The organism is Myxococcus sp. CA056, assembly GCF_013336715.1.
GTDB lineage: Bacteria > Myxococcota > Myxococcia > Myxococcales > Myxococcaceae > Myxococcus > Myxococcus llanfairpwllgwyngyllgogerychwyrndrobwllllantysiliogogogochensis.
The window spans coordinates 21,996-44,728 of sequence record NZ_JABUMT010000006.1; the positions used below are offsets into that span (position 1 = coordinate 21,996).

At 69.3% G+C, this 22,733-nt stretch carries 20 protein-coding genes; 8 read left to right on the forward strand and 12 right to left on the reverse strand.

Annotated features, from left to right (window positions below):
- Positions 1-12: 12 nt before the first annotated feature.
- From HUA76_RS24820 to HUA76_RS24835, 4 genes are all read right to left on the reverse strand, one after another.
- Entirely contained in the window at positions 13-273 is a 261-nt protein-coding gene (locus HUA76_RS24820; RefSeq protein WP_141640877.1) for a phosphopantetheine-binding protein, read from the reverse strand.
- Entirely contained in the window at positions 260-1,039 is a 780-nt protein-coding gene (locus tag HUA76_RS24825; protein WP_174462260.1) for a 1-acyl-sn-glycerol-3-phosphate acyltransferase, read from the reverse strand. The genes HUA76_RS24820 and HUA76_RS24825 overlap by 14 nt, the downstream gene beginning before the upstream one ends.
- Complete coding sequence (locus HUA76_RS24830; RefSeq protein ID WP_141640879.1) at positions 1,032-1,763, reverse strand: beta-ketoacyl synthase chain length factor; 732 nt, start codon at positions 1,761-1,763, stop codon at positions 1,032-1,034. Before HUA76_RS24830 ends, HUA76_RS24825 begins: the two co-directional genes overlap by 8 nt.
- Before the next feature lie 652 nt (positions 1,764-2,415).
- Entirely contained in the window at positions 2,416-2,964 is a 549-nt protein-coding gene (locus tag HUA76_RS24835) for a response regulator (RefSeq protein ID WP_254614464.1), read from the reverse strand.
- On the opposite strand from HUA76_RS24835, the gene HUA76_RS24840 reads away from it, so the two are divergent.
- The gene (locus tag HUA76_RS24840) at positions 2,963-4,267 is read left to right on the forward strand and encodes a sensor histidine kinase KdpD (protein WP_174462262.1); all 1,305 of its coding nucleotides are present in this window, start codon (positions 2,963-2,965) and stop codon (positions 4,265-4,267) included. The two genes, HUA76_RS24835 and HUA76_RS24840, sit on opposite strands and share 2 nt — an antisense overlap.
- Here HUA76_RS24840 and HUA76_RS24845 read toward each other — a convergent pair.
- Positions 4,179-5,510, reverse strand: coding sequence for a DUF4105 domain-containing protein (locus HUA76_RS24845; protein WP_174462263.1), 1,332 nt, complete (start codon positions 5,508-5,510; stop codon positions 4,179-4,181). The genes HUA76_RS24840 and HUA76_RS24845 overlap by 89 nt on opposite strands.
- A 161-nt stretch (positions 5,511-5,671) precedes the next feature.
- On the opposite strand from HUA76_RS24845, the gene HUA76_RS24850 reads away from it, so the two are divergent.
- From HUA76_RS24850 to HUA76_RS24860, 3 genes are all read left to right on the forward strand, one after another.
- Positions 5,672-6,193 carry a hypothetical protein gene (locus HUA76_RS24850; protein ID WP_174455091.1) on the forward strand — a complete coding sequence of 174 codons (522 nt, stop codon included), beginning with the start codon at positions 5,672-5,674 and terminating at the stop codon, positions 6,191-6,193.
- A gap of 276 nt (positions 6,194-6,469) precedes the next feature.
- On the forward strand, positions 6,470-6,820 hold the full coding sequence (locus tag HUA76_RS24855) for a hypothetical protein (RefSeq protein ID WP_174455092.1): 351 nt from the start codon (positions 6,470-6,472) through the stop codon (positions 6,818-6,820).
- Positions 6,821-6,997: 177 nt separating this feature from the next.
- Entirely contained in the window at positions 6,998-7,396 is a 399-nt protein-coding gene (locus HUA76_RS24860; protein WP_217440161.1) for a four-helix bundle copper-binding protein, read from the forward strand.
- Positions 7,397-7,461: 65 nt separating this feature from the next.
- On the opposite strand, the gene HUA76_RS24865 is transcribed toward HUA76_RS24860, so the two are convergent.
- Together HUA76_RS24865 and HUA76_RS24870 are read right to left on the reverse strand one after the other, a co-directional pair.
- Complete coding sequence (locus HUA76_RS24865) at positions 7,462-8,034, reverse strand: GNAT family N-acetyltransferase (RefSeq protein ID WP_174462264.1); 573 nt, start codon at positions 8,032-8,034, stop codon at positions 7,462-7,464.
- On the reverse strand, positions 8,018-10,987 hold the full coding sequence (locus HUA76_RS24870; protein WP_174462265.1) for a tetratricopeptide repeat protein: 2,970 nt from the start codon (positions 10,985-10,987) through the stop codon (positions 8,018-8,020). Before HUA76_RS24870 ends, HUA76_RS24865 begins: the two co-directional genes overlap by 17 nt.
- Positions 10,988-11,024: 37 nt before the next feature.
- On the opposite strand from HUA76_RS24870, the gene HUA76_RS24875 reads away from it, so the two are divergent.
- Positions 11,025-11,720: a sigma-70 family RNA polymerase sigma factor gene (locus HUA76_RS24875; protein ID WP_254614481.1), complete on the forward strand. Its 696-nt coding sequence runs from the start codon at positions 11,025-11,027 to the stop codon at positions 11,718-11,720.
- Between the two features lie 264 nt (positions 11,721-11,984).
- Here HUA76_RS24875 and HUA76_RS24880 read toward each other — a convergent pair whose 3' ends face one another.
- Together HUA76_RS24880 and HUA76_RS24885 are read right to left on the reverse strand one after the other, a co-directional pair.
- A complete protein-coding gene (locus HUA76_RS24880; protein ID WP_174462267.1) occupies positions 11,985-12,806 on the reverse strand; it encodes a phytanoyl-CoA dioxygenase family protein in 822 nt (273 codons plus the stop codon).
- A gap of 64 nt (positions 12,807-12,870) precedes the next feature.
- Positions 12,871-16,437: a hypothetical protein gene (locus HUA76_RS24885; protein WP_254614465.1), complete on the reverse strand. Its 3,567-nt coding sequence runs from the start codon at positions 16,435-16,437 to the stop codon at positions 12,871-12,873.
- A gap of 414 nt (positions 16,438-16,851) precedes the next feature.
- On the opposite strand from HUA76_RS24885, the gene HUA76_RS24890 reads away from it, so the two are divergent.
- Positions 16,852-17,430, forward strand: a complete 579-nt coding sequence (locus tag HUA76_RS24890) for a hypothetical protein (RefSeq protein WP_174462269.1) — start codon at positions 16,852-16,854, stop codon at positions 17,428-17,430.
- 166 nt (positions 17,431-17,596) lie between these two features.
- Here HUA76_RS24890 and HUA76_RS24895 read toward each other — a convergent pair whose 3' ends face one another.
- The 3 genes from HUA76_RS24895 to HUA76_RS24905 all read right to left on the reverse strand — a co-directional run bounded on the left by HUA76_RS24895 (position 17,597) and on the right by HUA76_RS24905 (position 19,516).
- A complete protein-coding gene (locus tag HUA76_RS24895) occupies positions 17,597-17,983 on the reverse strand; it encodes a hypothetical protein (RefSeq protein ID WP_174462270.1) in 387 nt (128 codons plus the stop codon).
- A gap of 139 nt (positions 17,984-18,122) precedes the next feature.
- Positions 18,123-18,506 (reverse strand): VOC family protein, encoded by a 384-nt coding sequence (locus tag HUA76_RS24900; RefSeq protein WP_174455099.1) that lies wholly within the window; start codon positions 18,504-18,506, stop codon positions 18,123-18,125.
- Positions 18,507-18,631: 125 nt separating this feature from the next.
- Positions 18,632-19,516: a LysR substrate-binding domain-containing protein gene (locus tag HUA76_RS24905; RefSeq protein WP_174455100.1), complete on the reverse strand. Its 885-nt coding sequence runs from the start codon at positions 19,514-19,516 to the stop codon at positions 18,632-18,634.
- 102 nt (positions 19,517-19,618) lie between these two features.
- On the opposite strand from HUA76_RS24905, the gene HUA76_RS24910 reads away from it, so the two are divergent.
- Positions 19,619-21,265, forward strand: coding sequence for an acetolactate synthase large subunit (locus HUA76_RS24910; protein WP_174462271.1), 1,647 nt, complete (start codon positions 19,619-19,621; stop codon positions 21,263-21,265).
- The gene (locus tag HUA76_RS24915) at positions 21,255-22,703 is read left to right on the forward strand and encodes an aldehyde dehydrogenase family protein (protein ID WP_174455102.1); all 1,449 of its coding nucleotides are present in this window, start codon (positions 21,255-21,257) and stop codon (positions 22,701-22,703) included. The genes HUA76_RS24910 and HUA76_RS24915 overlap by 11 nt, the downstream gene beginning before the upstream one ends.
- Positions 22,704-22,733 lie beyond the last annotated feature (30 nt).

A 22,733-nucleotide genomic window follows, 5' to 3' on the forward strand; every position in this document is an offset into this window, starting at 1 on the left:
TGGTGCGGGTCCTCAGGACTTGCGGTGGGCGCTCACGAAATCCGCGAGGGCGCGCACACTGGCGAAGTGACGGCGGTTCTCCTTGGAGTCGCTCGCCAGCGCTACCCCATAGGCCTTCTGGAGCGCCAGGCCGAGTTCCAGGGCATCGATGGAATCGAGCCCCAGCCCCTCGACGAACAGCGGCGCCGCCGGGTCTATATCCTCCGGCTTGAGGTCCTCGAGGTTCAGCGTCTCGATGACCAGCTTCTTGATTTCCTGCTCAAGCGCCTGCATGGCGTTGTGTCTCCGTGGAGAAGTAGTCGTGCAATCTCTCGGTGAGATGGCGGGCCGCGAGGGCCTCTCCGTGCGCCTCTTCGACCAGCGACGACACGCGAATGTCGTCTTGAACCACGATGTTGAACTTCATCCGGGTGGGGGCCACGCGCCACCACGGCATCCCCTTGGTGAGCGCCATGGGCGCCACCTGGATGGTGACCGGGGTGATGTCGCACGGGCCTCGCACCGCGATGTTGGCCGCCCCGCGCTGCAGCTTCATGGGGCCGGACAAGGGCGTGCGGGTGCCCTCCGGGAAGATGATGAGGTTGTTGCCCGCCTTCACGGACGCGATGCAGGCCTCTACGAGCTCCGGGCCGGAGTCATTGCAGAGGTAGCCGGTGGCCTCGATGGGGCCGCGCATGAAGGGGTTGTTCGCCAGGCTCGCCTTGACCACGCAGTCCGCGTTGGGCACCAGCGAGATGAGGAACACGACGTCGATGAGCGTCGGGTGGTTGGCGAGGATGAGCAGCCCGGGGCGCGCCAGCTTCTCCACGCCCTCGACGCGGTAGTCCAGGCACCCCAAAAAGTGCATCAGCCCGACGAAGAAGCGGAACGAGTGGTGCACCGCCAGCCGCGCCAGCCGGGTGCGGCGCGGCCTGTCGCGGACCAGGAGCGACAGCAGGGGGAAGAACAGCAGGCGCAGCGCCAGCCCCCCCACGCCGAAGGTGGCGAAGGAGATGCCCGTGGCGATCACCCGCCAGCCGCGATCCAATCGCTCAAGCATCGCGGTGCCACCGCCAGAGTCGGGAGCCCGTGTGGTGCTCGAAGCGCGCCTCGCCGGAGACGAGGAAGCGCAGCACGGAGAGCTCCTCCGGCAGCGGGTCCACGGACGTCCGCTCCGGTGCGCCCTCCGAGGCGCCGCAGGTGAGCTGGTAGGTGGGGCCTTCTCCGGCCGCCCGCACGCTGCAGGCCCAGGCATGCGGGAGCGCTACCTGCTCGGGGAAGTGCGCGAAGGGGGCGGGGCGGGGCTCGTCATAGACGACGACGAGGACCTCGGGGGCGCCCTCGGCCAAGAGGCCGCACGCCTCCACGAAGGCCGCCTCCACCGTCTCCGCGCCCGCGGCCACCGCGCTCTGCGCCGTCAGGTCACCCCGGGCGATGGAGTACAGCGCGCCAATGGCGTTGTGCACCGACAGGCTGAAGGACGTGGGCGACAGCGGGGTGGCCTGGGCCAACTGCTCCAGCAGCTCCACGGAGCGGCCCATGTCCCCGTAGCGCGACGCGAACACCATGGGACACGGAGGCGCGTCCGCCTGGCACGAATAGGCCGCCTGCAGCGCGATGCGACCCAGCCGGTCCACCCGACGGCGCATCATCGCCGGCATCTCGGTCAAGGGCGGGGTGCCCTCGGCCGGAAGCGGATGCGGCTGTGAGAGCCAGGACCGCCAGGCGTCTTGCCCGACAAGCCCGGGAGCCCACGCGGCCCAGTGGTGGACGGAAAAAACCATGATGGCAGGGAAAAAGGCGGATGCTGCGTGCGGCGGTCCTCTACCAAAGCATCATATACGAGACAATTGGCTCCAATGAGGATTGCCTCGGAGGACGAGCCAAGGGGCCTCCGTATTCACTCGGCCATGCTACGCCGCGCCCGCACCGGGCCGAGAGGGGTGGGGCGGCGGCCGCGCTCGCATGGCCGGAGGGGAAGAAGCCGCGCGGCGCTGGGATTCGGAGCCGTGACGCCCGCGATTCCACCCGGAACGCAGCGCTCATTCGCACGTGGCGTATGCGGAGCGCCAGGGTGCAGCAACGCTGGGTGGTAGGGGGTGGGATTGGCCTCTCGCGGATTCCCCCCGGTCGGTTCCTACCCGGGGCGGAAGATGGATCTCCGGGCAGGTGCTTCGTGGGGGCTCATCGCTTCCGCCAGGATGGAATCGCGATGGGGTTGTGGCCCGTGAGGCAACGGACCGGGCCAACGGGTTGTCCTCGGGGCCACGCGTGAGTGCTCGCGCGGGAGTGATTCGCGAGGCCGCTCGTGGGGGAGAACGCCGCGTCGCGTCCCTGGTACGCCGCTTGAAGATTGTGGGCGGGAGCCGTTCGTCCCAGGGAGCGCAGGTGATTCGCCGGAACGCCGGACCGGAGGTAGCCGCGAGGAGGCCCGACTCAATCCCGGGCGTTGAGAATGTGTTGGAGGAGCTGGCGGGAAATCTGGAGCAGCTTCGCGGCGCCGCGCACGCTGCCTCCGGACCTGGCAAGGGCCTCGTCCACGAGGGTGTCGCGGACCAGGCTCTCGAAGTGATGCAGCGGCACCTTGCCGGCGCTCGCCCTCAACGCGGGGCCCAGCTCCGGAGGGCCTGACAGCGTCTGGGTCCACACGGCTTCCAGCCGCGCGAGGTCCAGCGGCTTGGGGACGAAGGCGCGCACGCCACTGGCGGCCAGTCGGAAGGCCTGCTCGGCCGTCGCGCTGCCGCTGATGGCAATGACATACGGCAGGGGCTCCACCGCGAGCAGGTCATCCAGCAGGGAGTCGCTGGTGCCGTCCGGAAGGCTGACGTCCAGGAGCACCGCGTCGGGAGGTTGGGTTCGCAGCACCTCGCGCGCGGCGGCGAGGGTGGTGACGTGCGTGATTCGTTCAGCGCGGGATTGCAGGACGTCTTCGAGCACGCGCGCCAGGCTGACCGAGTCCTCTATCAGCAGGAGGTGTTGGACCATGGCCATACAGGAAAGCATAACACGCAAGGTCCTCACCGATGCGTCCAACGACGGCGAAGTGCTGGTGAGCGCGGTGCGCATCGTCTTCTGCGCGCTGGTCATGGCGCGCTTCCTGGCGTTGGGAGGCGTGGCCGCGGATGGGGGCTGGCCGGCCGCGGTGCTGGAGCTGGCCTTGTTGCTTTCGGGCATGACGCTGTCCGTCGTCGCGTTCTGGGCGGGACGGCGGCGACTGTTCGGTCCGAGGCTGCTGGTGGCCTCCGCGCTCCTGGATGCCGTGGTCGCCCAGGGCACGCTCCTGTCCACGTTGTTGTGGCATGGCGACAGCTACACCGGCCTGTTGCGGATGCCGGACCCCTCCGCCGTCATCGCGGTGGTCTTCATCACCGCGTTGCGACTGTCACCTCGTGTCGCCTGGGTGGGCACCGGCGCGAACCTGCTGCTCCTGGGGGGACTCGTCGCCCTCGACTTCCGGTTCAATGCCAGTCAACTGACGTATGGCGTTTCGGAGGTCGCGCTGCTCGTCATCTTCGTCGGCAGCGCGGGGAGCGTGGCCGCGGTCGCGTGTGGCGTGGCGCGCCGGATGGTCCTCAAGTCCGGTGCGGAGGGGGTGAGGATTCGCCGGGCGCGCACGAACCTGAGCGTCATCCTGCGCGAGCACCACGATGCGCGGACGCTCCTGTCGGCGGCGCGGCTTCGCGCGGACCTGCTCCTGAGAGACCCGGGAGGCGCCTCGTGCTCGCGGCATGTGCAGGGGCTGGCGTCGGACCTGCGCGAGCTGTGGGAGTTCGTGGAGAGCGTGAAGTCACGCGCCCTGGGCGAGCTGGCGATGATTGACGAGGCGACCCCCGTCGAGGTCTCCGCCACCCTGCGCAACGCGGCCGCCGTGGTCCAGACGCGCTACTCGCATGTGCGAATCCTGCTCGGGCCCGGGGCACCGGAGGGACAGGGGCCGCGCGTCTGGGTGGTGGGCGGCGAGCGGGGGCTGGCGCACGTGGTGACGAACCTGCTCGTGAATGCGTGTGAAGGGGATGGGCAACGTGGCGCCGGCACCGTCCAGGTGAGCGTCGAGCCGGAGGGCGGCACGCGGAACATCCTCCTGCGGGTGAGTGATGACGGGCCGGGCTTCCGGGCGGGGTTGCTGGACGGGGCGCGTCTCACGGGAGGCACGACGAAGCCGGAGGGCTCGGGCCTGGGAATGCGGCTGGTGGGCGGGCTCATCGAGGCGAGTGGAGGGTCGCTGCGCGCGTCGAATCTCCCGGAGGGTGGGGCTCGGGTCGAAGTGATGCTCCTCGCCGGTGGGTGAGCGTCTGGGGGGCCCGCCACCGCTTCACGTGGACGAGCGCCAGTCCGATGTTCGCGGCGAGCAGGACGGTCATCGGCTCGAGCGTTTCCTGGTGTGACGTGGGCGACAGCTTGAGCAGCACCGCCAGCAGGGAGCCGAGGGTGAGCACGCCGACGCAGTGACGTGCCCGGCGCTCGGCGCGCTCGTTCCCCCAGGCGATGCCCAGGCCGAGCGGGAGCAGCGCGAGTGAGAGGGGATGGGCCAGCCACTGGTTCTCGTTGAGGCCGAAGTAGGGGTGCTCGGAGCCGAGCATCAGGACGAAGCCGATGGCGCCCGCCGTGCCGAGCGTCGCGCCGATGAACGCGTGGTACAGGCCGAAGGTGACTCGGAAGGCGCGACGGTGCGTATGCGCGCGGGGCACCGCGAGCAGGACCATCGCGCCCGCAACGAGGAGGGCGAGGAGCCCTCGCGTCAGCGAGGTCGGGCCCGGGGCCAGCGGGGGAGGAATGGTGGTGGTCAGGTGCTCATCGTGGCTTCGCCTCACGAGCGGAGTCGAAGTGCCCTGTCCGCTCATGAAGGAGAACTCCGCGAGTGCCCGGGCCAGCTCCAGGGGAAAGGCGGCCTCCTCCCACCGGGTCATCGGCGCGTCCACGTCGTCGTTCAGCCAGAGCATCAGCGCCCACTGGAACAGCGGGGTGTCGCGGGTGTAGCGGCGAAGGTGCTCGCGGTGGGTCAGCGCGGCGGGGCCCGCGAGCCGGGCGTGCAGCGCTCCGCCCAGGGCGTCGTCCAATGCATCGCGCAGGCGCGTCGCGCAGTTTCCCCGCAGCGGGTCATACGCGTACTCGCGCGTCTCGGGATTCACGTCGCGTTCGAGGCGCGCGAGGAGTCGGCGCCGCTGCTCCACGGACAGGTCCAGCTCCTGGAGGAAGATGGAGCGCCCCCGCGCGCGATAGAGGAAGAACGAATGCTCCACCGAGAGCCGGGCGGCCCAATAGGTGGGTCGCTCCAGGAGGTAGCGCACCTCGGCGGCGGGGCCGTGGGAGGTCACGCCATAGCTGTAGAGCGCGACCTCACGCAGCCGCGTATCCTCGACCCAGAGGGCGCTGTGTCCGAAGCGCTCCTGGACGTATGTGCCGGGACCGAAGGTCACCACCTGGATGCGCAGCGCCTCCGGCTGTGCGCCGAAGTCCTCGGCCGTCGCGGCGAGCAGCGGTGTGCTCCAGAGCAGCCCCAGGAGCAGGGGGAGTGTCGCGAGTCTTCCCATGCTCGCGAGGGTTCCACTTCGCCGTCATCCGGGGCAGGGCAAGAAATCTGGCAGTGGGCAGGTTCCTGGCTTCGCGGCACCTTGGCTTCGCTTCGTGAGCGACGTGGCCCCTGGGGCCGCGCCATGCCCACGAGTGTGACCCACCCCTAGAGGAGACGACGATGACCGCTGCCCTTTTCCCCACTGCGATGACGCCTCGCTTTGGTTCGAGCCTGATGGCGATGCTTGCCGCCGCCGTGCTGTTCCTGCTGCCCGGAATGGCGCACGCCGACGATGGACTCCGTTCCGTCACCCGGCTCCGCATCACCGTCGCCACGGGCGGAGACGACCTGCGCAATGCCAGCCACGCGGTGGCCGCGATCAAGTACGTGGGGCTGTCCGGCAACCAGCTCACGGCCAGCATCAACCTGAACAACGGCGCGCGCTGGCCTGACTGGACCTCGCACACCGTGACGATGGTGACGCCCACGGGCATGCTGCTCGCCAACCTCGTCGAGTTCAGCATCCAGTTCACCTCCGGCCAGCCGGACATCTTCGCCACGGGTGACAACTGGAACATGAACGCCATCACCGTGACGGCCGTCCTCGATGACGGGACGGAGGCCGTCATCATCCAGCAGGCCGACAATTACCTGCACCGCTTCTGGAGCGACCACGACACGCGTTGGGCCACCGCGCTCTAGCGCGACCCGGGCCAGGGCCATCCTGGCCGCGCGCGACGCCGGACCTCCCCAGGACTTTCGGGGGGGCCGGCGTTTTTCCGTCGTCGGGCCCTGGCGCGGCGTCCGCGTCGAGGTGCGGGGCCGCGTGCGGGTCGCTGGCCCGCGGTGACGTGTCTCGCATCAGGTAGAGAGGGTCCCTCCGGGGTGCATTGCCGCTCCGAGGCCTCGACGGCAGCTTGGCCGCTCTCATCAGCCGGCATCGGCTGCACGGCCCCATGCGGGCAGGAGCGTCACGCCATGTTTCAGGTCCTCGCAGGCATTCTGGCCGCGGCGGGTGTGGCCGGGTCGAACCCGGTCCCCGATGCCGCCCCGGACGCGTCCGCCGATGCCGAACTCGCCAGGGCTTGCACCACGTTGACGGCGCCGGGCGGCAGGAAGGCGAGCGTGTGCAAGACGTGGACGGCCACGGGCGGCGGCTACTACAAGGGCACGTGGTCCACCAGCAGCCACGGCAGTGGCGTCAAGCTCCAGTTCTACGCCGATGGGTGGGTCGTCAACGCCGCGTGGAATGGGAGCTACTCGGGCGTCGCGCGCTTCCATCTGCGGCTGTGCAACACCAGCTCCGGGCAGTGCTCGGCCTGGTTCTAGCCACGCCCCCTTCCTCATGAGCAGGCGGTCCGCTCTGGCCACCACGAGCACGTCTGGTCGCCAGCCATGGTGCCCAGGCCCTGTCTCTCCGCTCGCCCCTGCGAAGCCCCCGCGGCCGTTGTGAAGCGCCCTGTCCCTCCCCACCTGTACGCGAACCCAACGCACGGAGGTTGTCGCATGGCTCAGGTGGAATCCCAGAAGTTCCAGATGCAGCCGTTCCTCGTCGGCGCGAACAGTCAACTCACGGATGACATGCGCGCCTGCATCAGCAACTGCATGTCCTGCGCGGCCGTGTGCCTGCAGACGATGACGTACTGCCTCCAGAAGGGCGGGAAGATGGCCTCGGCGGACACCATCCGCCTGCTGGAGGACTGTGTGCAGATGTGCAAGACGAGCGCGGACTTCATGCTGCGTACCTCGCCGCTGCATCCGCAGACGTGCGCTGTCTGCGCGGAGGTCTGCGAGCGGTGTGCCGTCGCGTGCGAGCGCATGGCGGACGACGCGGTGATGAAGGCCTGCGCGGAGTCCTGTCGCCGCTGCGTCGAGTCCTGCCGACGCATGGCGAAGATGTCCTGACGTCGCGTGCATCACGGGCCGGCCGCGCCGCTGTCGGGGCGCCGGCCGGAGCCCGGAGCGGCGGGCTACGCGGAGGGCTCGCTCCAGTCCCAGGCGACGATGGCCCACTCGTCCGTCGCGTCGCGGTAGGTGTGTAGCGGCTTGAACCCCACGCGCTCGTGGGCGCGCAGGGAGCGGGTGTTCCGGGTCGCGACCTCCGTCACCAGCACGTCGAAGCGCTCGCGGTACAGCTCGCGATGCCCGGCATAGAGCTGGTCGAACAGCCCCACGCCCCGGTGGGCCTTGTCGATGCAGATCTGCCCCATGACATAGAAGCGCTGCTCACCCAGCGGACGGCCCTGGTAGTCCAGCGTGTCCAGCAGGTCGAACATGGGGACGAGCACGGGCATCAGCGAGCGGCACTCCCGGGGCATCGTCAGCGCGTAGGCCACGAGCTCTCCCGCGTGGCTCGCGATGACGCTGGGGGCCAGGGCGTGCATCCGCTCCAGGGCCGCCACGTCATGCTCCACGGTGACGAATCCCTGTGCGCGCATCTCGTCCGCGCTGATGGCTTTGGGCAGGTTCTTGCGCTGGAGGTCCAGGATTCGCGCGAGCTCCGAGGGGCTGCGCACCGGTGTCACGTCATAGGGGCTGGCCATGCGCCGGAGGATAATGGGGACCGGGTTCGCGTGTCTCGGCTTCGCTCGGAGCCTGGCGGGGGCCCGGCGCGCGATGGGTCGCCAGCCACTGTTCGACTTCCTTGACCTGCCGGGCTCGGGGCTTGGGGAAGCGGTGGTTGTATTCCTGCGTGGCGGTGGCGAGCTGGCGGGCCCGCTCCAGGCCGTTGGACGTGCTCATGAGCGCACGCGCGAGCGAGAACCGGGCATCCGCGAGGAAGTCGTCGTTCTTCGTCGACGTCTGTTTCTCGTAGACCGTCACCGACCGCTCGAGGAAGGGAATCGCTTTCTTCGGGGCTCCGAGCCCCTGGTAGTCATCGCCGATGCCGAGCAGGTCGAGCGCCACCATGGAGTGTTGGGGGCCCAGGCTCTTCTCGTTGATGAGCAAGGCGCGCTGGTGATGCTTCAAGGCCTCCTCGAAGTGCCCCAGGGAGGCCAGCGCGGTCCCGAGCCTCGACAGGGAGGAGGCGACCTCGGGATGCTCGGGGCCCATCACCTTCTCGCGGATGCGAATCGCCCGCTGATAGTGCTGGATGCTCTCCTCCGTGCGCCCCAGCTCCAGCAGGAAGCCGCCGATGTTGTGAAGCACGCTGGCGGCGGGCTCGCTCTCCTCGCCATAGGCGCCCTGGTGGATGGCCAGGGACTCCCTGGCGTATTTCAGCGCGCTCTCGGAGTCGCCGACCCGGATGCTGAACACGGAGAGGTTGCCCAGGACGGTCGCCAGATAGGGATGATTGGGGCCGTAGGTCTTCCGGTAGATGGCCTCCGCCTCGAGCAGGTAGCGCAGGCCCTCCGCGTGGCGATTGAACTCATGGAGTGCGTGGCTCATCGTGAGCAGCGCCGTCCCGAGCTCGGGTTCGTTCGCGGTGTAGACCTTCCGGGCGAGCTCCACCGCCTTCTCGCTCGCGGCCAGCGCCTCCGCGGGGCGGCCTCGGGTGCGGTGCAGGCTGGCGAGGTTGCGGAAGTACATCGCCTCGATGCGTGCGTCTTCGCCCAGCCGCTTGAGGGCGGCTTCCGCATGGGCCGGGGCCACGCCATCGGGGTCCACTTCGGGCCCCACCAGACTGATGAGCCGGATCATCCCCGCCCAGGACTCGGCGGCCTGGCGGTCGTGGCGGCTCGCGGTGGCGACCTGGATGGCGTGGTGCAGGGTCTTGATGGCGTCGCGGTAGGCGAGGTTCTTTCCCTGGGATTCGGCGACGAGGTCCAGGACCTCGGCCTCCAGGGGCCCGTAGCCAATCTCGTGCGCCTCGCGTGCCACCTCGGTCGCGAGCGCGAGGGCAGGGGCCAACTGGCCCGCGGTGAGCTTCGCGCGGACCTGCGCGCGCTGAGCGCGCACGGCCTCCATGTGTTTCTGGCTCGACTCGTCGGTGGGCGGAGGCTCCGGTGCGGCGAGCGCGGAGAGGTTCGCGCAGACCGAGAGGTTCTCCAGGCCGTGCGCCATGCGCGGCGAGTTCTGGATGACCTGCGTGTCCGCGGTCGCGAGCGTGTCCACCACGGCGCCCAGGTCCTTGAGTCGCTGGTCCAGGCAGATGACGCGCCGTTCGAGCAGGCGTTCGGTCTGCTGGCCCTTCACGCGCGTGGCGACGCAGGCCTCGTGACTCGCCGCCACCCAGTTGCGCGCGAAGCCGTCCAGGGTGCGCTCCACCTCGCTCCAGGCTCCGGCGGCGTAGGGGAGGGGGCTGCTCTTGAAGACGGTCTGGACGGTGGCCTTGCGGGAGGCGTCCCAGATGCCGATGAGGGACTGCTCGCTGCCCGCGCAGGGGTCTCCGGAGGTGGAGCGGTGAAGGGCCGCGCCACCGGCGAGGAGCAACAAACCCGCGCTCGCGGCGAGCACCGCGCGCCGCCATTTTTCTCCCGGGGCATGGCCGAGCCTGCGCAGCAGCGCCTCCATGGAGTCGTGGCGCGCGTCGGGTGATGCGGAGAGTCCCTGGAGAATCACCTGATGCACCCATGCGGGAACATCCGAGCCCTGCGGCGGGCGCGGCCCTGGCTCGGGAAGGGGGGCCTCCGGCGTGGCGTTCACCACCGCGGCGGGCCTGGCGAAAGGCCGCTTGCCGTAGAGCGCTTCATGGAGCGCGACGCAGAAGCTGTACTGGTCGCTGCGCGCATCGGAGGGCTCGCCGCGCTTCTGCTCGGGAGCCATGTACGCGGGAGTTCCCAGCACCATGTCCGAGCGGGTGTGCCACTCGGAGCGCAGGGGAACGGGAGACGAGGAGCCCGGAGGCGTGGGCGTGTCGTCGATGCCCTCGACGATGCGCGCCAGTCCGAAGTCGGTGATGCGCACGCGGCCGTCCTTGCCGACGAGCGCGTTGTCTGGCTTGAAGTCGCGGTGGACCAGTCCCTGGGCATGCGCGGCGGCGAGACCGCGTCCCGCCTGGATGAAGAGGCTCAGTGTCTCGCGCCAGTCGTTGCGTCCCTTGCGAGCGCGGATGTGCGAGCGCAGGGTGGTGCCGTCCACCAGCTCCATGGCGAGGAAGACGTGCTCCCCGAAGCGGCCCACGTCGTGGATGGTGATGACGTTGGGGTGGATGACGCGCGCGGTGGCCTGGGCCTCGCGCAGCAGTCGGGCCTGCGCGCGCTCCAGGTGGGCGGGGGTCGTCGAGTCGATGCGAATCAGCTTGAGCGCGACGCGACGGTCCAGCTCCGGGTCATATGCGGCGTGGACGACGCCCATGCCGCCCGCTCCGATGCGCTCGAGCACGACGTAGCGGCCCAGCAGCGCGCCGCGCTCGAGCCAGGAGAGCGGGGGGACCGACGAGGAAGGGGACGGAGTGGACGAGCCTGCTTCCCCGTCCTCCGTGCGGGCCGCCTCCCCTACGAGTGCTCGACAGGAGGCGCAGGAATCAAGATGCTGCTCCACCTGGTGCGCGGCTTCTGCGTCCAGTTCACCCTGTGCGAAGGCGAAGAGTCGTCGCGTCTCGAGGCATTCCATGACGCGAGGACGATAACCGACGTGGGCGGTCATGACGATGAATGGCACCGACCATGAAGTAGACGTGTCTTTCGCGCGAGCCTGCGCTCGCGGTGATGCGCAGGCCCTTGCGGAGTTCGAGGCCCGCTACGTCCCACAGCTCCGAAAAGCGTTGCTGCACCGAGGAATGGAAGTCTCGGTGGTGGACGAGGCGCTCCAGGTGCTGCGCGTGAAGCTTTTTCTTCCCAGCGGTGATCGCGCTCCGCGAATCGCGGATTACGAGGGAGAGGGCACCCTCTTGGCGTGGCTCCGTGTCGCGGCGCTGCGCACCGCGCTCAACCTGATGCGGGAGCGGAGGATTTCGTTCGATCTGGACGACTCCAAGCTCGCGGAAACGAGCGTGCCGGAGGTGGACGCGGACCGGCGGTTCATCCAGGAGCACTATCGCGAGGACTTCGCGGCGGCGTTCCAGGAGGCGCTCAAGGCGCTGGAGCCGCGCTCACGGACGCTCCTGCGCCTGCATCTGGTGGAGGGGTTGGGGACGGCGCAGATTGCCCGCGCGTATCAGGTGGACCGGTCCACGGTGAAGCGGTGGCTGGCGCAGTCGCGGGAGCGGCTGCGTGATGATGTGCGCCAGCGCCTCGCGGCCCGACTGGGCGAGGACACCCAGGGGCTCAGCAGCCTGCTTCGCGTGCTCCAGAGCCAATTGGACCTGAGCATCCGCAGCGTCATGCGAGACGCGACGCCCACCTGAATCCCTTCAGGGGACTTGCTGGCGAAAGCGCTGGGAAACCAGGGGGTTGTGGCGCGGGTGGAGATTCTCTCGCGAGAAATGCGCCACCTGTTCGCGGGCCGTGTCTTCCAGGAGATGCACCCCGGAGCGTGCCTTGCTTCCTCACACCCCACGCGGTGCGGGTCCGGGGCGGGATGACCGTTGCGGTTGGGATTCGACGGGAGCGTGGAGCCGACCCGCGGGGGGCGGCTCCACGCTCCATGTTCGAACGCGGCGGACGGTTCGTCAGGGCGCGGGAGTCGCGCCGAGCGCCCGGCGAATCGCACGCGTGACGGGAAACTCGTCACCGTCGTTGCTTTCGAGCGTCCTGGGCCCCGAGGGGAACAGTGGAGGCTGGGCCATGAAGCGTGGCCGCGTACCCCGGTGGGGCTGCGCCGCGTGCACGATGAAGGGGTGGCACAGGTAGACGGTTCCCGCGTCACCGGTGGCCAGCGCTTCAGGACAGTGGGTGGTGGTGTCGAGCCTGCTCGCGATCTCCATGAAGCTCAGTCCCGCGGCGCCTTCCGGGGCGAGGAGTCTCGCGATGTCCCAGTGGGAGCCGACGCGGATGCGCGTGGGGGCGTCGTGCTCTCCGACGTCGGAGAACAGGAACAGCATCAGCAGCGCGCGCCCCTGGGAGGCGACATTGGCGCGCCACTCGAAGAAGGAGCCCGTTCCTCCATCGGGAGGCGGGAAGCTCGTGTCGACGTGCCAACCGTCGTCGCCGGGGTTCTCGGCGCTGGGGAAGCGGATGGGAAAGCTGCCCAGGCTCATCCGGGGAGCCCATCTCCCGGGACCGACGAGCTGGTCGTACGCGGCCCTCAATCGTGGAGTGTTGGCTGCTTGCCGAAAGGGCTCCTGGACGTACTCACCGAGCCGGATGACGGGACGTGTCCAGGTGGGTGGGTCTTCCGGGGAGCAGCCCGTGTCGCGCCAGAGGATGTCGCGCGCGGCGTCCGCGACCTGTCTGGGAAATGCGTCATCGAGCCGGACGAAGCCTTCCTCGATGAACTGTTGGACCTGGGCATCGCTTAGAACAGACAGGGGGGCAGGGTGGGGAGGGGTCATGGGAATCGTCCTCGGCTCAATGCCTATCGATGGATGAAGGCCAGACCGCCCAGGGTGAGCGGTCCTACGTGGAGGGCGCCACGGCCGGCGACACCTGCTCGCGAGGCGGAAAGATGGCCTGTGCGGCACCGGAGACCAGCGGCGACACGTCCTGCTGGAGCCGCTTCAGCCGGCCCAGGCGCTCCGGCGTCCATCCACGCCCCGGCGCCGAGTCGCGCACCAGGCACCACACCGCCACGCGCCGTGCCTCCGCGCTCCCGCTCATGGTGAGTCGGGCCTCCACGGCTTCCAGGTCGCCCACGGGCAACGTGTTCACCGCGGCACGGCACGCCTCCAGCGCATCCGCATGCAGATGGCCCGCCTCGCCCATGTGGACCAGTCGCTCCGCCAGCTCCCGAGGCGCCAGCGCCGCCGTGGCGCACCGCACACGCAGCGGCGCCAGGCGGCTGTCCTGGGAGAGAACCTGCTCGGCCGCACGCGCCGCCAGCACGTAGCTGGCGCGGGACTTCACGTCGAGGCGCAGGAGCTGTTCCAGCGCCACGGTCAACGCGCGCCGGTCCGGGGCCACTGCTTCCAACATGCCCTCCAATCGCTCCAGGTCATGCTCATTGGAGCGATGGAGTACGGCCCGCATGGCCGCGCCCCCCTCGTCATCGTAGGGCGACGCCAGCCGAGCCCCACAGGCGGAGAGGAAGGTCCGCTCGACATCCTTCACGCCGAGCCACGCCGCACGCTGGAGCAGTTCAATGCGCGCCTCCGGCTCGGGCCGCGCCAGCACCCGTCCGAGCAGCGCGGACAGCTTGCGGTCAGAGTCCTCGGTGAGCCGGTCCGCGGGAACGTCGCCCAGGCGCGCGGCCATGACCCAGTCGGCGTCCTCCACCGCACGGGCGAAGACAGTCCAGGTGGGCTCGCGCTCCAGGTGGTCCCAGAGCGCGCGCAGCATGGCGATGCGCACATCCCGATGCAGGCGCATTCCATCCAACTCCAGGAGTCGCTCGTAGGCGGCGTCCGCGCGCAGCTCCCCCAGCAGGCGCACCACCTCCTTGGCGACGGTGACCTTGGTGAGCGGGACGCTGGCCAACAGCGACAGCACACGCCCGGGAGGCATGCCGTTGAAAGCACGTCGCAGTCCGTAGATGGCGACGCGCGCGCGGGCATCCTCCAGGCAGCGCAGCAGCGTCGGCACCCCCTGGCCCTGGTCGCACCGCGACAGGACCTGGATGGCCTTGTCGCGCACCGCGAGCCGCGCGTCATCCACCAGCGCGCACAGCCCCTCCATCGGCGCCCAATCCACCGCCGCGAGCGTCGCGACGCCCCAGAGCAACGTCGGCGTGTCGCGCTCCAGGTCCTCGACCAGCCGCCCCACCGCGTTCGAGTACAGGGCGCTCTGCTCCGACGTCCACCGATGGAAGCCGTTGGCGTTGAACGCCAGCAGCCAGCCGGTCTTCGCCGTCGCGAAGCGGCCCGTGATGACGGGCGCGCTCAGGTAGGGCGTCAGCAGCTCCTGCCTGCGGCGGTGCAGGTACGTGTGAACGACGGGGAAGCAGATGACGCTGGCATCAGACCGCAGCAACCGAGGCAGCAACCCGTCAAAGGCCATCCACGCCCTGGAGCGGAGCACCGTCAAGGCGGAGTGAGCCTCCTTCCCCATGTGGAGCGCCACACGCTCCAGTGCGGAGACGAGCTCGGAGTGCAGCGGCCGTGCCTCCTCCTCCGAGTGGGCCAGCGCGATGATTTCGGAGAACCAACCCCGGTCGTGGAAGCGCCGGACCACGGCGCCCACGGTGGACTCGAAGCCCGCCCGGTCGTACTTGGACTGCCACTGGGCCAGCCCCAGCGCCAGCAAGGACCAGGGCGTCTCGTCGCGAATGGATGCGGCGAGCTCGGGCAGGCCCGGCACCAGGCTCACACGCTCGCCCAGGCTGTTCACCAGCGCCAGCATCGGCCCCCCACGCTCGCGCTGAGCCCATCCCCGGGCGATGCCCAGGAGGTGGGGCGCGGCGGTGCGCACCTCGTCATCCGTGAGGAACTCGCCCAGGCGCGTGTTGAAGAGCTGGCCGCGCTCCTTGAGCAGGGTGGCCAACCACGTCGCGCCCCAAGCGGGAGCCTGGGCGAAGGTGCGCAGCAGCAGCGTCTCGGCGAGCACCGCGGTCCGATGGGACAGGTCCGCCGCATCCAGCGCGTCGCGCAGAATCCGGCCCACGGCCTCGGTGTGCTCCGCGCGCCACACACGGCGGGGCCACAGCACGAGCGCACCCAGCATCGCCATGCGCACGGGGTCCTGCTCGTTCTTGCGTGCCAGGACCAGGGGTAGGGCGCGGTCCACCAGGGCCGGCTCGTCGGCGCGCAACCCGGGGATGGCCAGCAGCGAAGCCAGCGCCTCGCCGCGGATGTTGCCCTCCGGGTGGCCCAGATGGGACTTGAGGAGCGCTTCTGCCTCGTCCCACGAGAGCAGTCGCGCGTACTCCATGCGCGGCAGGGGGCGGGTGCCCAGGGCGACGACCTCGTGGAGGTGTCGGCGCGCCTCGCGCTCACGCAAATCGTTGGGCAGCGCGGTCAGCGTGGCGGGAGGGATGATGCCCTCCGGATTCCTCGCGGCCACGCTCCAGCGCGCGTGGACGCGGTCTCGCTCGTGGGTGTCGGGGATGGAGCGGAGCAACTGCGCGCCCCAGTCCGGAGCCACATCCACGGCCGCGCACCACGCCTCGACCACGGCGCGACGGGCGGACTCGGAGAGCCGGGGCAGCAGGGTCCTGGCGTCCCCCAGCGTGATGGGCGCGCGGCGAACGAGCCACACGAGCGCCTCCTCGCTCAATCGCGGCGCGGCGCGGGCGAACTGCTTCTCGAAGACAGGGGCGTGCTCATGCCGCTGGAGCAGCGCCACGGCGGCCTCGGGCCGATGAAGCACCAGGCAATGCCAGTCATAGGTATCGGGGTGGATGTGGCGGGAGAGCAGCAGCTCGAACACTTCCAGGGCCGCGTCGGGAGCCTGATCGGCGATGCGAGGCAGGTACGCCCGGAGGTACATCCTCGTCACGGGGTCGGGCTCGCCCGTCACCGCCTTCAGTCGCGCGGAGAGCACCTCCGCGAGGATGCCGGGGGCGTCGTGCGCCAACCGGTTCCAGAAGCGCATGCTGGGGCGCGTGAGTGCTCGGGGGAGGTGGCGGCGGATTCCCTCCGGGGTGGCCCAGGGGACGGCGTCAGCGAAGTCAGGCACGTCCGCACAGGAGGCCAGCCCGTCGAGATACGCATCGATGACGCCCCTCCGCTCGGTCCGCACGAGCCCTCGGAGGAGTCCATCCTGCCGGCGAACGACGCGCGCCATCTTCAGCGCCTCCAGCGCCTGCGTGTCGTCACAGGCCAGGGGCACCAGATGGTAGGCCAGGGACCGGACGCGAGCGGACACGTCGGTGGTGGCGGAGAGCACCTGCCGCCCATCGCGCCAGCTGTACTGGGCGAAGAGCGCGAGCTGCCGGTCATGGGCATCGCCCTGGGACAAGTGCCCAAGGACCTCGCGGACCTCGGAGTTCGTCGGCGCGAGGCGGCCCAACTCGACCATCCTGGTGACGCGAGCATCGTGGTGGGTCGCGGACAACTCGGCGCGCAGCTCGGTGAGGCGAGTCTCGTGCATGGACGCGGGAGACTGGCCGACGTTCCCGGGCCTGACAACCCCTCCCGGGGGGAGTGGAATGAGCGACGGCCCCTGTCCGCGCATTTGGGCTGCCCAGGCAGCGGAGGCAGGACTCGGCGTGGAGCCGCTGGGGCGAAGCACGCCCTGTGCTGGCGTGCATCCGTGAATCCACCTGTATGAGAATCATGCAGTGCGCTGCACACCTTCTCGGGAATACACAGCCGGCGACGACCAGGATTTGCCAGGGCTCCGTATCTCTCTCGGCTACCTCAGTCGATGTCCCTTCCAGGAGAGAGAAGCATGTTTGGAGCCGTGCGAATTTCCAAGCTCGTGACAGCCCTTGCATCCGCCATCGTCGCACTGGTCTCGGTCCCGGCTTTCGCCGGGCCTGTATGGTTCGACACGACGGCCGCGATGCGGAGCGCGGCAGGCTTTCCCATCACGAACCGCAACGACGTGGGCTGGGCCTACGCGAACCGGAGCGCGGAGGCGGTGTGTGCCTATTATGGTTACGCGCGAGGGATGTACACCGGCGACCAGGACGGTGAGTTGATGGGCATCCATTGTTTCACCTCGGACATGGTGACCTGGCAGGATATCCCTGGCGGCGATGCGCGGGCGTGGGCCCTGTGGCAGGGCAGCTCCATCTCGCTTGATTCGCAGGCGGCCTACAACGCGGGCGCCATCGCGGATAACGAGTGTGGCTCCTTCTACAACACGGGGTTCTTCACGGGCTTCGCGGACACGTCGGCGGATCTCTTCGGACTGGTCTGCGTCCCGAGCACCCACGTCGCGGTTCGCGGGGTCGACACCAATGACTCTCGCTTCCCGTTCCTCAGTGGCATGAACCCGCCGTTTGCTTCGTGGTGGCACCTGCGCGGGTCCATCAACCGGGTCTGCCAGTACTTCGGTTACACCACGGGCACGATGGACAGCTACGCCAACACCGGTGTCCCGTTCGTGCTGAACCTCGGCCTCAAGTGCATCTACTGAGCTGGGAACACGTCCTCGCCATTCGCATCGCGGACGGTGGTTGAAGTGGAGAGGGGGGCCCTCGGCGTGAGCAGGGGCCTCCTCTCCACGAAGAACACGCCCAGGCACGGGGCGGCGGACCTCCTGCCCGGGCGCGGTGATGCGGTCTTCATGATTCAGGTTGTCTTTACTTCAGACAGGACCCGAGGTTGGTGGAGATGCTCCAAGAGGTCGTCTCGCCAAACTGGGCGAAGTAGCCGCAGTTGCAGCGAGCCCTCCCCACGGGGATCGTGTAGAGGATGTTGGAATAGTAGAAGGTCTCCCAGTTTCCAAAGCAGTAGTCCGGGGACGGCTCACCCGGGCCTGGCCCGCCTGCGTCGGGTCCTCCGGCATCCGGCATGTCCCTGTGCTCGACGCCCAGGTCTGAGTCTCTCTCCTCATCGAGAACCAGCGCTCGCTCGCTGTCGCCGAGGAGAGTCTCCTCGTGCTCGAACGAGAGTTCGTCAGGGGCGCAGCCCGTCAGCATGAGGATGGCCACCCCCAGTGCACCGCAAAGACTCCGTTCTGCTCGCATGTATTCCTCCCGGGTTGAGAGGGAGCGTGCCGGAGTCAGATGAGGCGAGGCAATCCCAGATATGTGGGGTGATTCGTCGCGATGCTGTCACGGCCCGACGCGCCGGGGGGCGCGATGTTCACGCCCCCGGAGCCCTGCCTCAGAGCTGGTTGATCATGATGAGGTTTCCGCAGGTGTCGTCGAAGATGGCCCCCATGACAGGCCCCATCTGCGTGGGCTTCTGCCGGAACTCCACGCCAAGTGCGCTCAGCCGCTCATAGTCCTTCTGGATGTCCGAGGACATGAGCGCCGTGGCGGGAATGCCATCCGCGAAGAGGGCCTTCTGGTACGTCGTCGCCGCAGGATGCCCATTGGGCTCCAGGACGAGCTGGGTGCCGTTGGGGTCCTCGGCGGAGACCACGGTGATCCACCGCGCGCCTCCCGCGGGAACGTTCACCTTCTCCACGAAGCCCATCTTCTCCGTGTAGAACTTGAGCGCCTTTTCCTGGTCATCGACGAACAGACTGCAGAAGGGGATTCGCATCGTTCCCTCGGGAGGTGATGGAGTCGCCACGGGGCATCCGGACGACGTTCAACCACTTTGTTGAGCATAGCGGCGACGAAGTGACAGTCAACCACCTGGTTGTGAGTATGCGGGACGCGCTTCACTCAGTCGCCCGTCTCCTTCGCGCGAGCGCGGACCTCGGAGGCGAACAGCTCGGCGGCGGGAGCACGAGGCGCGCCCTTGCGCCAGAGGAGGGCGGCCAGCTCGGAGCGTGGCGCGGGCGCCAGCCGCTTCACCACCAGTCGTTCCACGTCCGCGAGCCGGGGCTCGGGCAGCACCGTGACGGCCAGCCCCGCGCGGACGATGGCCAGCACCGTGGCGACCGCGTTCGATTCGAGCGCGATGCGCGGGGACAGGCGCAGCGTGGCGAAGTACGCATCCACGCGGGAGCGCACGCGCAGCCCCGGAGAGAGCAGGGCGAAGGGCTCGCTCGCGAGCTGCCGGGCCCCGACCGACTCCGCTGACGCGAGCACATGCCCGCGCGCCACGACGAGCGCGAGCCGGCTGTCGAACACGGCCTCCGTGTCCAGGTCCGGCGAGCGCGCCGGCGCATAGCCCAACCCCACGTCCAGCTTTCCATCCGCCAGTCGTCGCTCCAGCCGCCGCACCACCGCTTCCTCCGCGCTCAACACCAGCCCTGGATGGCGGCGCAACACGGCGGCGAGCGCGGGCACGACGAGGCCGCGCATGCTGGGCGGATAGCCCACGCGCAGCGAGCCTGTCGCCAGGCCCCGCAGCGCGCCCACCGCCATCCGACCCGCGTCCACGTCCTCCAGTGCCCGCGAGGCGTAGGTGCGAAACAGCTCCCCCGCCTGCGTCAGCCGCACCCCGGTCCTGGCCCGCTCGAAGAGGGGTGTACCGAGCTCCTCCTCGAGCTGGCGGATCTGCTGGGACAGCGTGGGCTGGGAGACGTGGACCCGCCGCGCGGCCCGGCCGAAGTGCAGCGTGTCGGCGACGGCGGTGAAGTAGCGCAGGTGCCTGAGCTCCATGGCGCCATCATAGATGGCGCCTATCGACTCCATGCGAACAAACGAATGTACGAATCGAGCCCGGACCGTAGAACTTCCCTTGTCACGGAAGGAAGGACTGCGATGAAGGCCTCGGACCTGTTCGTCAAAGCACTCGAAGCGGAGGGCGTGCGCTGCGTCTTCGGACTCCCCGGAGAGGAGAACCTGGACCTGCTGGAGTCGATGCATGCCTCCGGCCTGCGGCTGGTCGTCACCCGGCATGAGCAGGCGGCCGGCTTCATGGCCGCGACATGGGGGCGGCTGACGGGGCGCGCGGGCGTGTGCCTGGCGACGCTGGGGCCGGGCGCCACCAACCTCGTCACGCCCGCCGCGTACGCGCAGCTCGGCGCCATGCCCATGGTGATGCTCACCGGGCAGAAGCCCATCAAGGCGAGCAAGCAGGGCCACTTCCAGATTGTCGATGTGGTGGGGATGATGCGCCCGCTCACCAAGCAGACGCGCACGCTTGTCTCCGCGGAGCACATCCCGTCGGCGGTGCGCGAGGCCTTCCGTCGCGCGGAAGAGGAGCGGCCCGGCGCGACGCACCTGGAGTTGCCCGAGGACGTGGCGCGTGACTCCACCGAGGCCGCGCTCCTGGCCCCCAGTGCCTGGAAGCGGCCCGTGGCGGATGAAGGCTCCATCGCGCAGGCCGTGGAGACCATCGCCTCCGCCAAGCGGCCCCTGCTGATGATTGGCGCGGGCGCGAACCGGAAGCTCACGTCGGAGATGCTCCGCGTCCTCGTGGACCGGGTGGGCATTCCCTTCTCCAGCACGCAGATGGGCAAGGGCGTCGTCGATGAGTCCCACCCGCTGTGGATGGGCACCGCCGCGCTGTCCGACGGCGACTTCGTCCACCGCGCCATCGAAGCCTCCGACTGCATCATCAACGTGGGCCACGACGTCATCGAGAAGCCGCCCTTCGTCATGCGCGACAGCCGCCGCGCCGTGGTCCACCTCAACTTCTCCTCGGCGGAGGTGGACCCCGTCTACTTCCCGAAGCTGGAGGTGACGGGCGACATCGCCAACGCCGTCTGGCGCATCGCGGAGGGATTGGGCTCGCGCACGAACTGGGACTTCACGCCGTTCGAGAAGGCTCGGGCGGGATTGGAGGCGCAGCTCGCGAAAGGCTTCGCGGATGACCGCTTCCCCATCTACCCCGCGCGACTGGTGGCGGAGGTGCGCCGCGCGCTGCCGGACGACGGAATCGTCTGCCTGGACAACGGCATGTACAAGCTGTGGTTCGCCCGCTACTACCGCACGCGGCGGCCCAACACGCTGCTGCTCGACAACGCGCTGGCGACGATGGGCGCGGGGCTCCCGTCGGCGATCGCCGCCAGGATGGTGCACCCCCGCCGCAAGGTGGTCGCGGTCTGCGGAGACGGTGGGTTCATGATGAACTCGCAGGAACTGGAGACGGCGGTGCGCCTGGGCCTGGACCTGGTGGTCATCGTCGTACGCGACGATGGTTACGGAATGATTCGCTGGAAGCAGGGGGAGATGGGCCTGCCGGACTTCGGCATGGCCCTGGGCAACCCCGACTTCGTCCGCTACGCGGAGGCCTACGGTGCCAGGGGTCACCGGCCCACGAGCGCGTCGGAGTTCGGCGCCACGCTGGCGCGCAGCCTCGATGCGGGCGGCGTCCACGTCATCGACCTGCCCATCGACTACTCGGACAACACCCGCGCGCTCGGCGTCGGGGACAAGGAACTCGAGGTGCTCCATGCTGGCTGAACGCTACCCGTACTATCTGGCCAATCGTCCTCGCCAGCCCAACTCGGACCTGCCCGTCGTCGACAAGTACTCCGGAGAGGTGGTGACGCGAGTCGCGCTCGCGGACGCCGCCGCCGTGGAAGAGGCCATCGCCTCCGCGGTGCGCGCCGCCGAGCCCATGCGCAAGCTGCCGGCCCACGCGCGACAGTCCGTCCTGGAGCACTGCGTGCGCCGCTTCCAGGAGCGCGCCGAGGAACTGGCCCTGGTGCTCTGCATCGAGGCGGGCAAGCCCCTGCGCGACGCACGCGGTGAAGTCACGCGCCTCATCGAGACCTTCAAGGCCGCCGCCGAGGAGGCCGTGCGGGGCGGGGGCGAAGTGATGGACCTGGAGGTGTCGCCGCGCGCGGAGGGCTACCGAGGCTTCACCCGCCGCGTGCCGGTGGGGCCCGTGTCGCTCATCACCCCCTTCAACTTCCCGCTCAACCTCGTCGCCCACAAGGTCGCCCCCGCCATCGCCGCGGGCTGCCCCTTCATCCTCAAACCGTCGGACCGAACACCCGTGAGCGCGATGCTGCTCGCGGAGGTGCTCGCGGAGACGGCCCTGCCCGAAGGCTCCTTCTCCGTCATCACCCCCTCGCTTGCGGACATCGGTCCGCTCATCGAGGACGAGCGGCTCAAGCTGCTGTCGTTCACCGGCTCGGAGAAGGTGGGCTGGGACCTCAAGGCCCGCGCCGGACGCAAGAAGGTGGTGCTGGAGCTGGGTGGCAACGCGGCCTGCGTGGTGGACCGCGAGCCCGGCGCCTCGCTGGACGTCATCGCGGACCGGGTGGCGCATGGCGCCTTCTTCCAGTCGGGGCAGAGCTGCATCTCCGTGCAGCGGGTGCTCGTGCATGCCTCGCACTACGAGGCGCTCAAGGAGCGGCTCGTCACGCGGGCCCAGGCCTTGCGCGCGGGCAACCCCCGGGACGAGGCGACGACGCTCGGCCCCATGATTGATGAGCCCGCGGCGCGGCGACTCGAAGGCTGGATTCAGAGCGCGGTCGCGAAAGGCGCTCGCGTGCTGACGGGCGGTGGTCGCAAGGGCGCGCTCTTGGAGGCCACCGTGGTGGAGGGCGTGCCCGCGGACGAGCCGCTCTGCGCGGAGGAGGCCTTCGGGCCGGTGGTGTTGCTCCAGTCCTTCACGTCCTTCACCGAGGCCCTGCGCACGGTGAACGAGGGCCGTTACGGCTTGCAGGCCGGCCTCTTCACCAATGACCTGTCGCGCGCGATGCGGGCGTGGGACGAGCTGGAGGTCGGCGGAGTCGTGGTGGGTGACGTGCCGAGCTTCCGCGTCGACACCATGCCCTATGGCGGCGTGAAGGGCTCGGGGCTGGGACGGGAGGGCGTGAAGTACGCCATCGAGGACATGACCGAGCCGAGGCTGCTCGTGCTGCGCCAGCGGGCGTCGAGCGACGACTGAGCTTCAAGAAGCAACGACGGTTCGACAGCC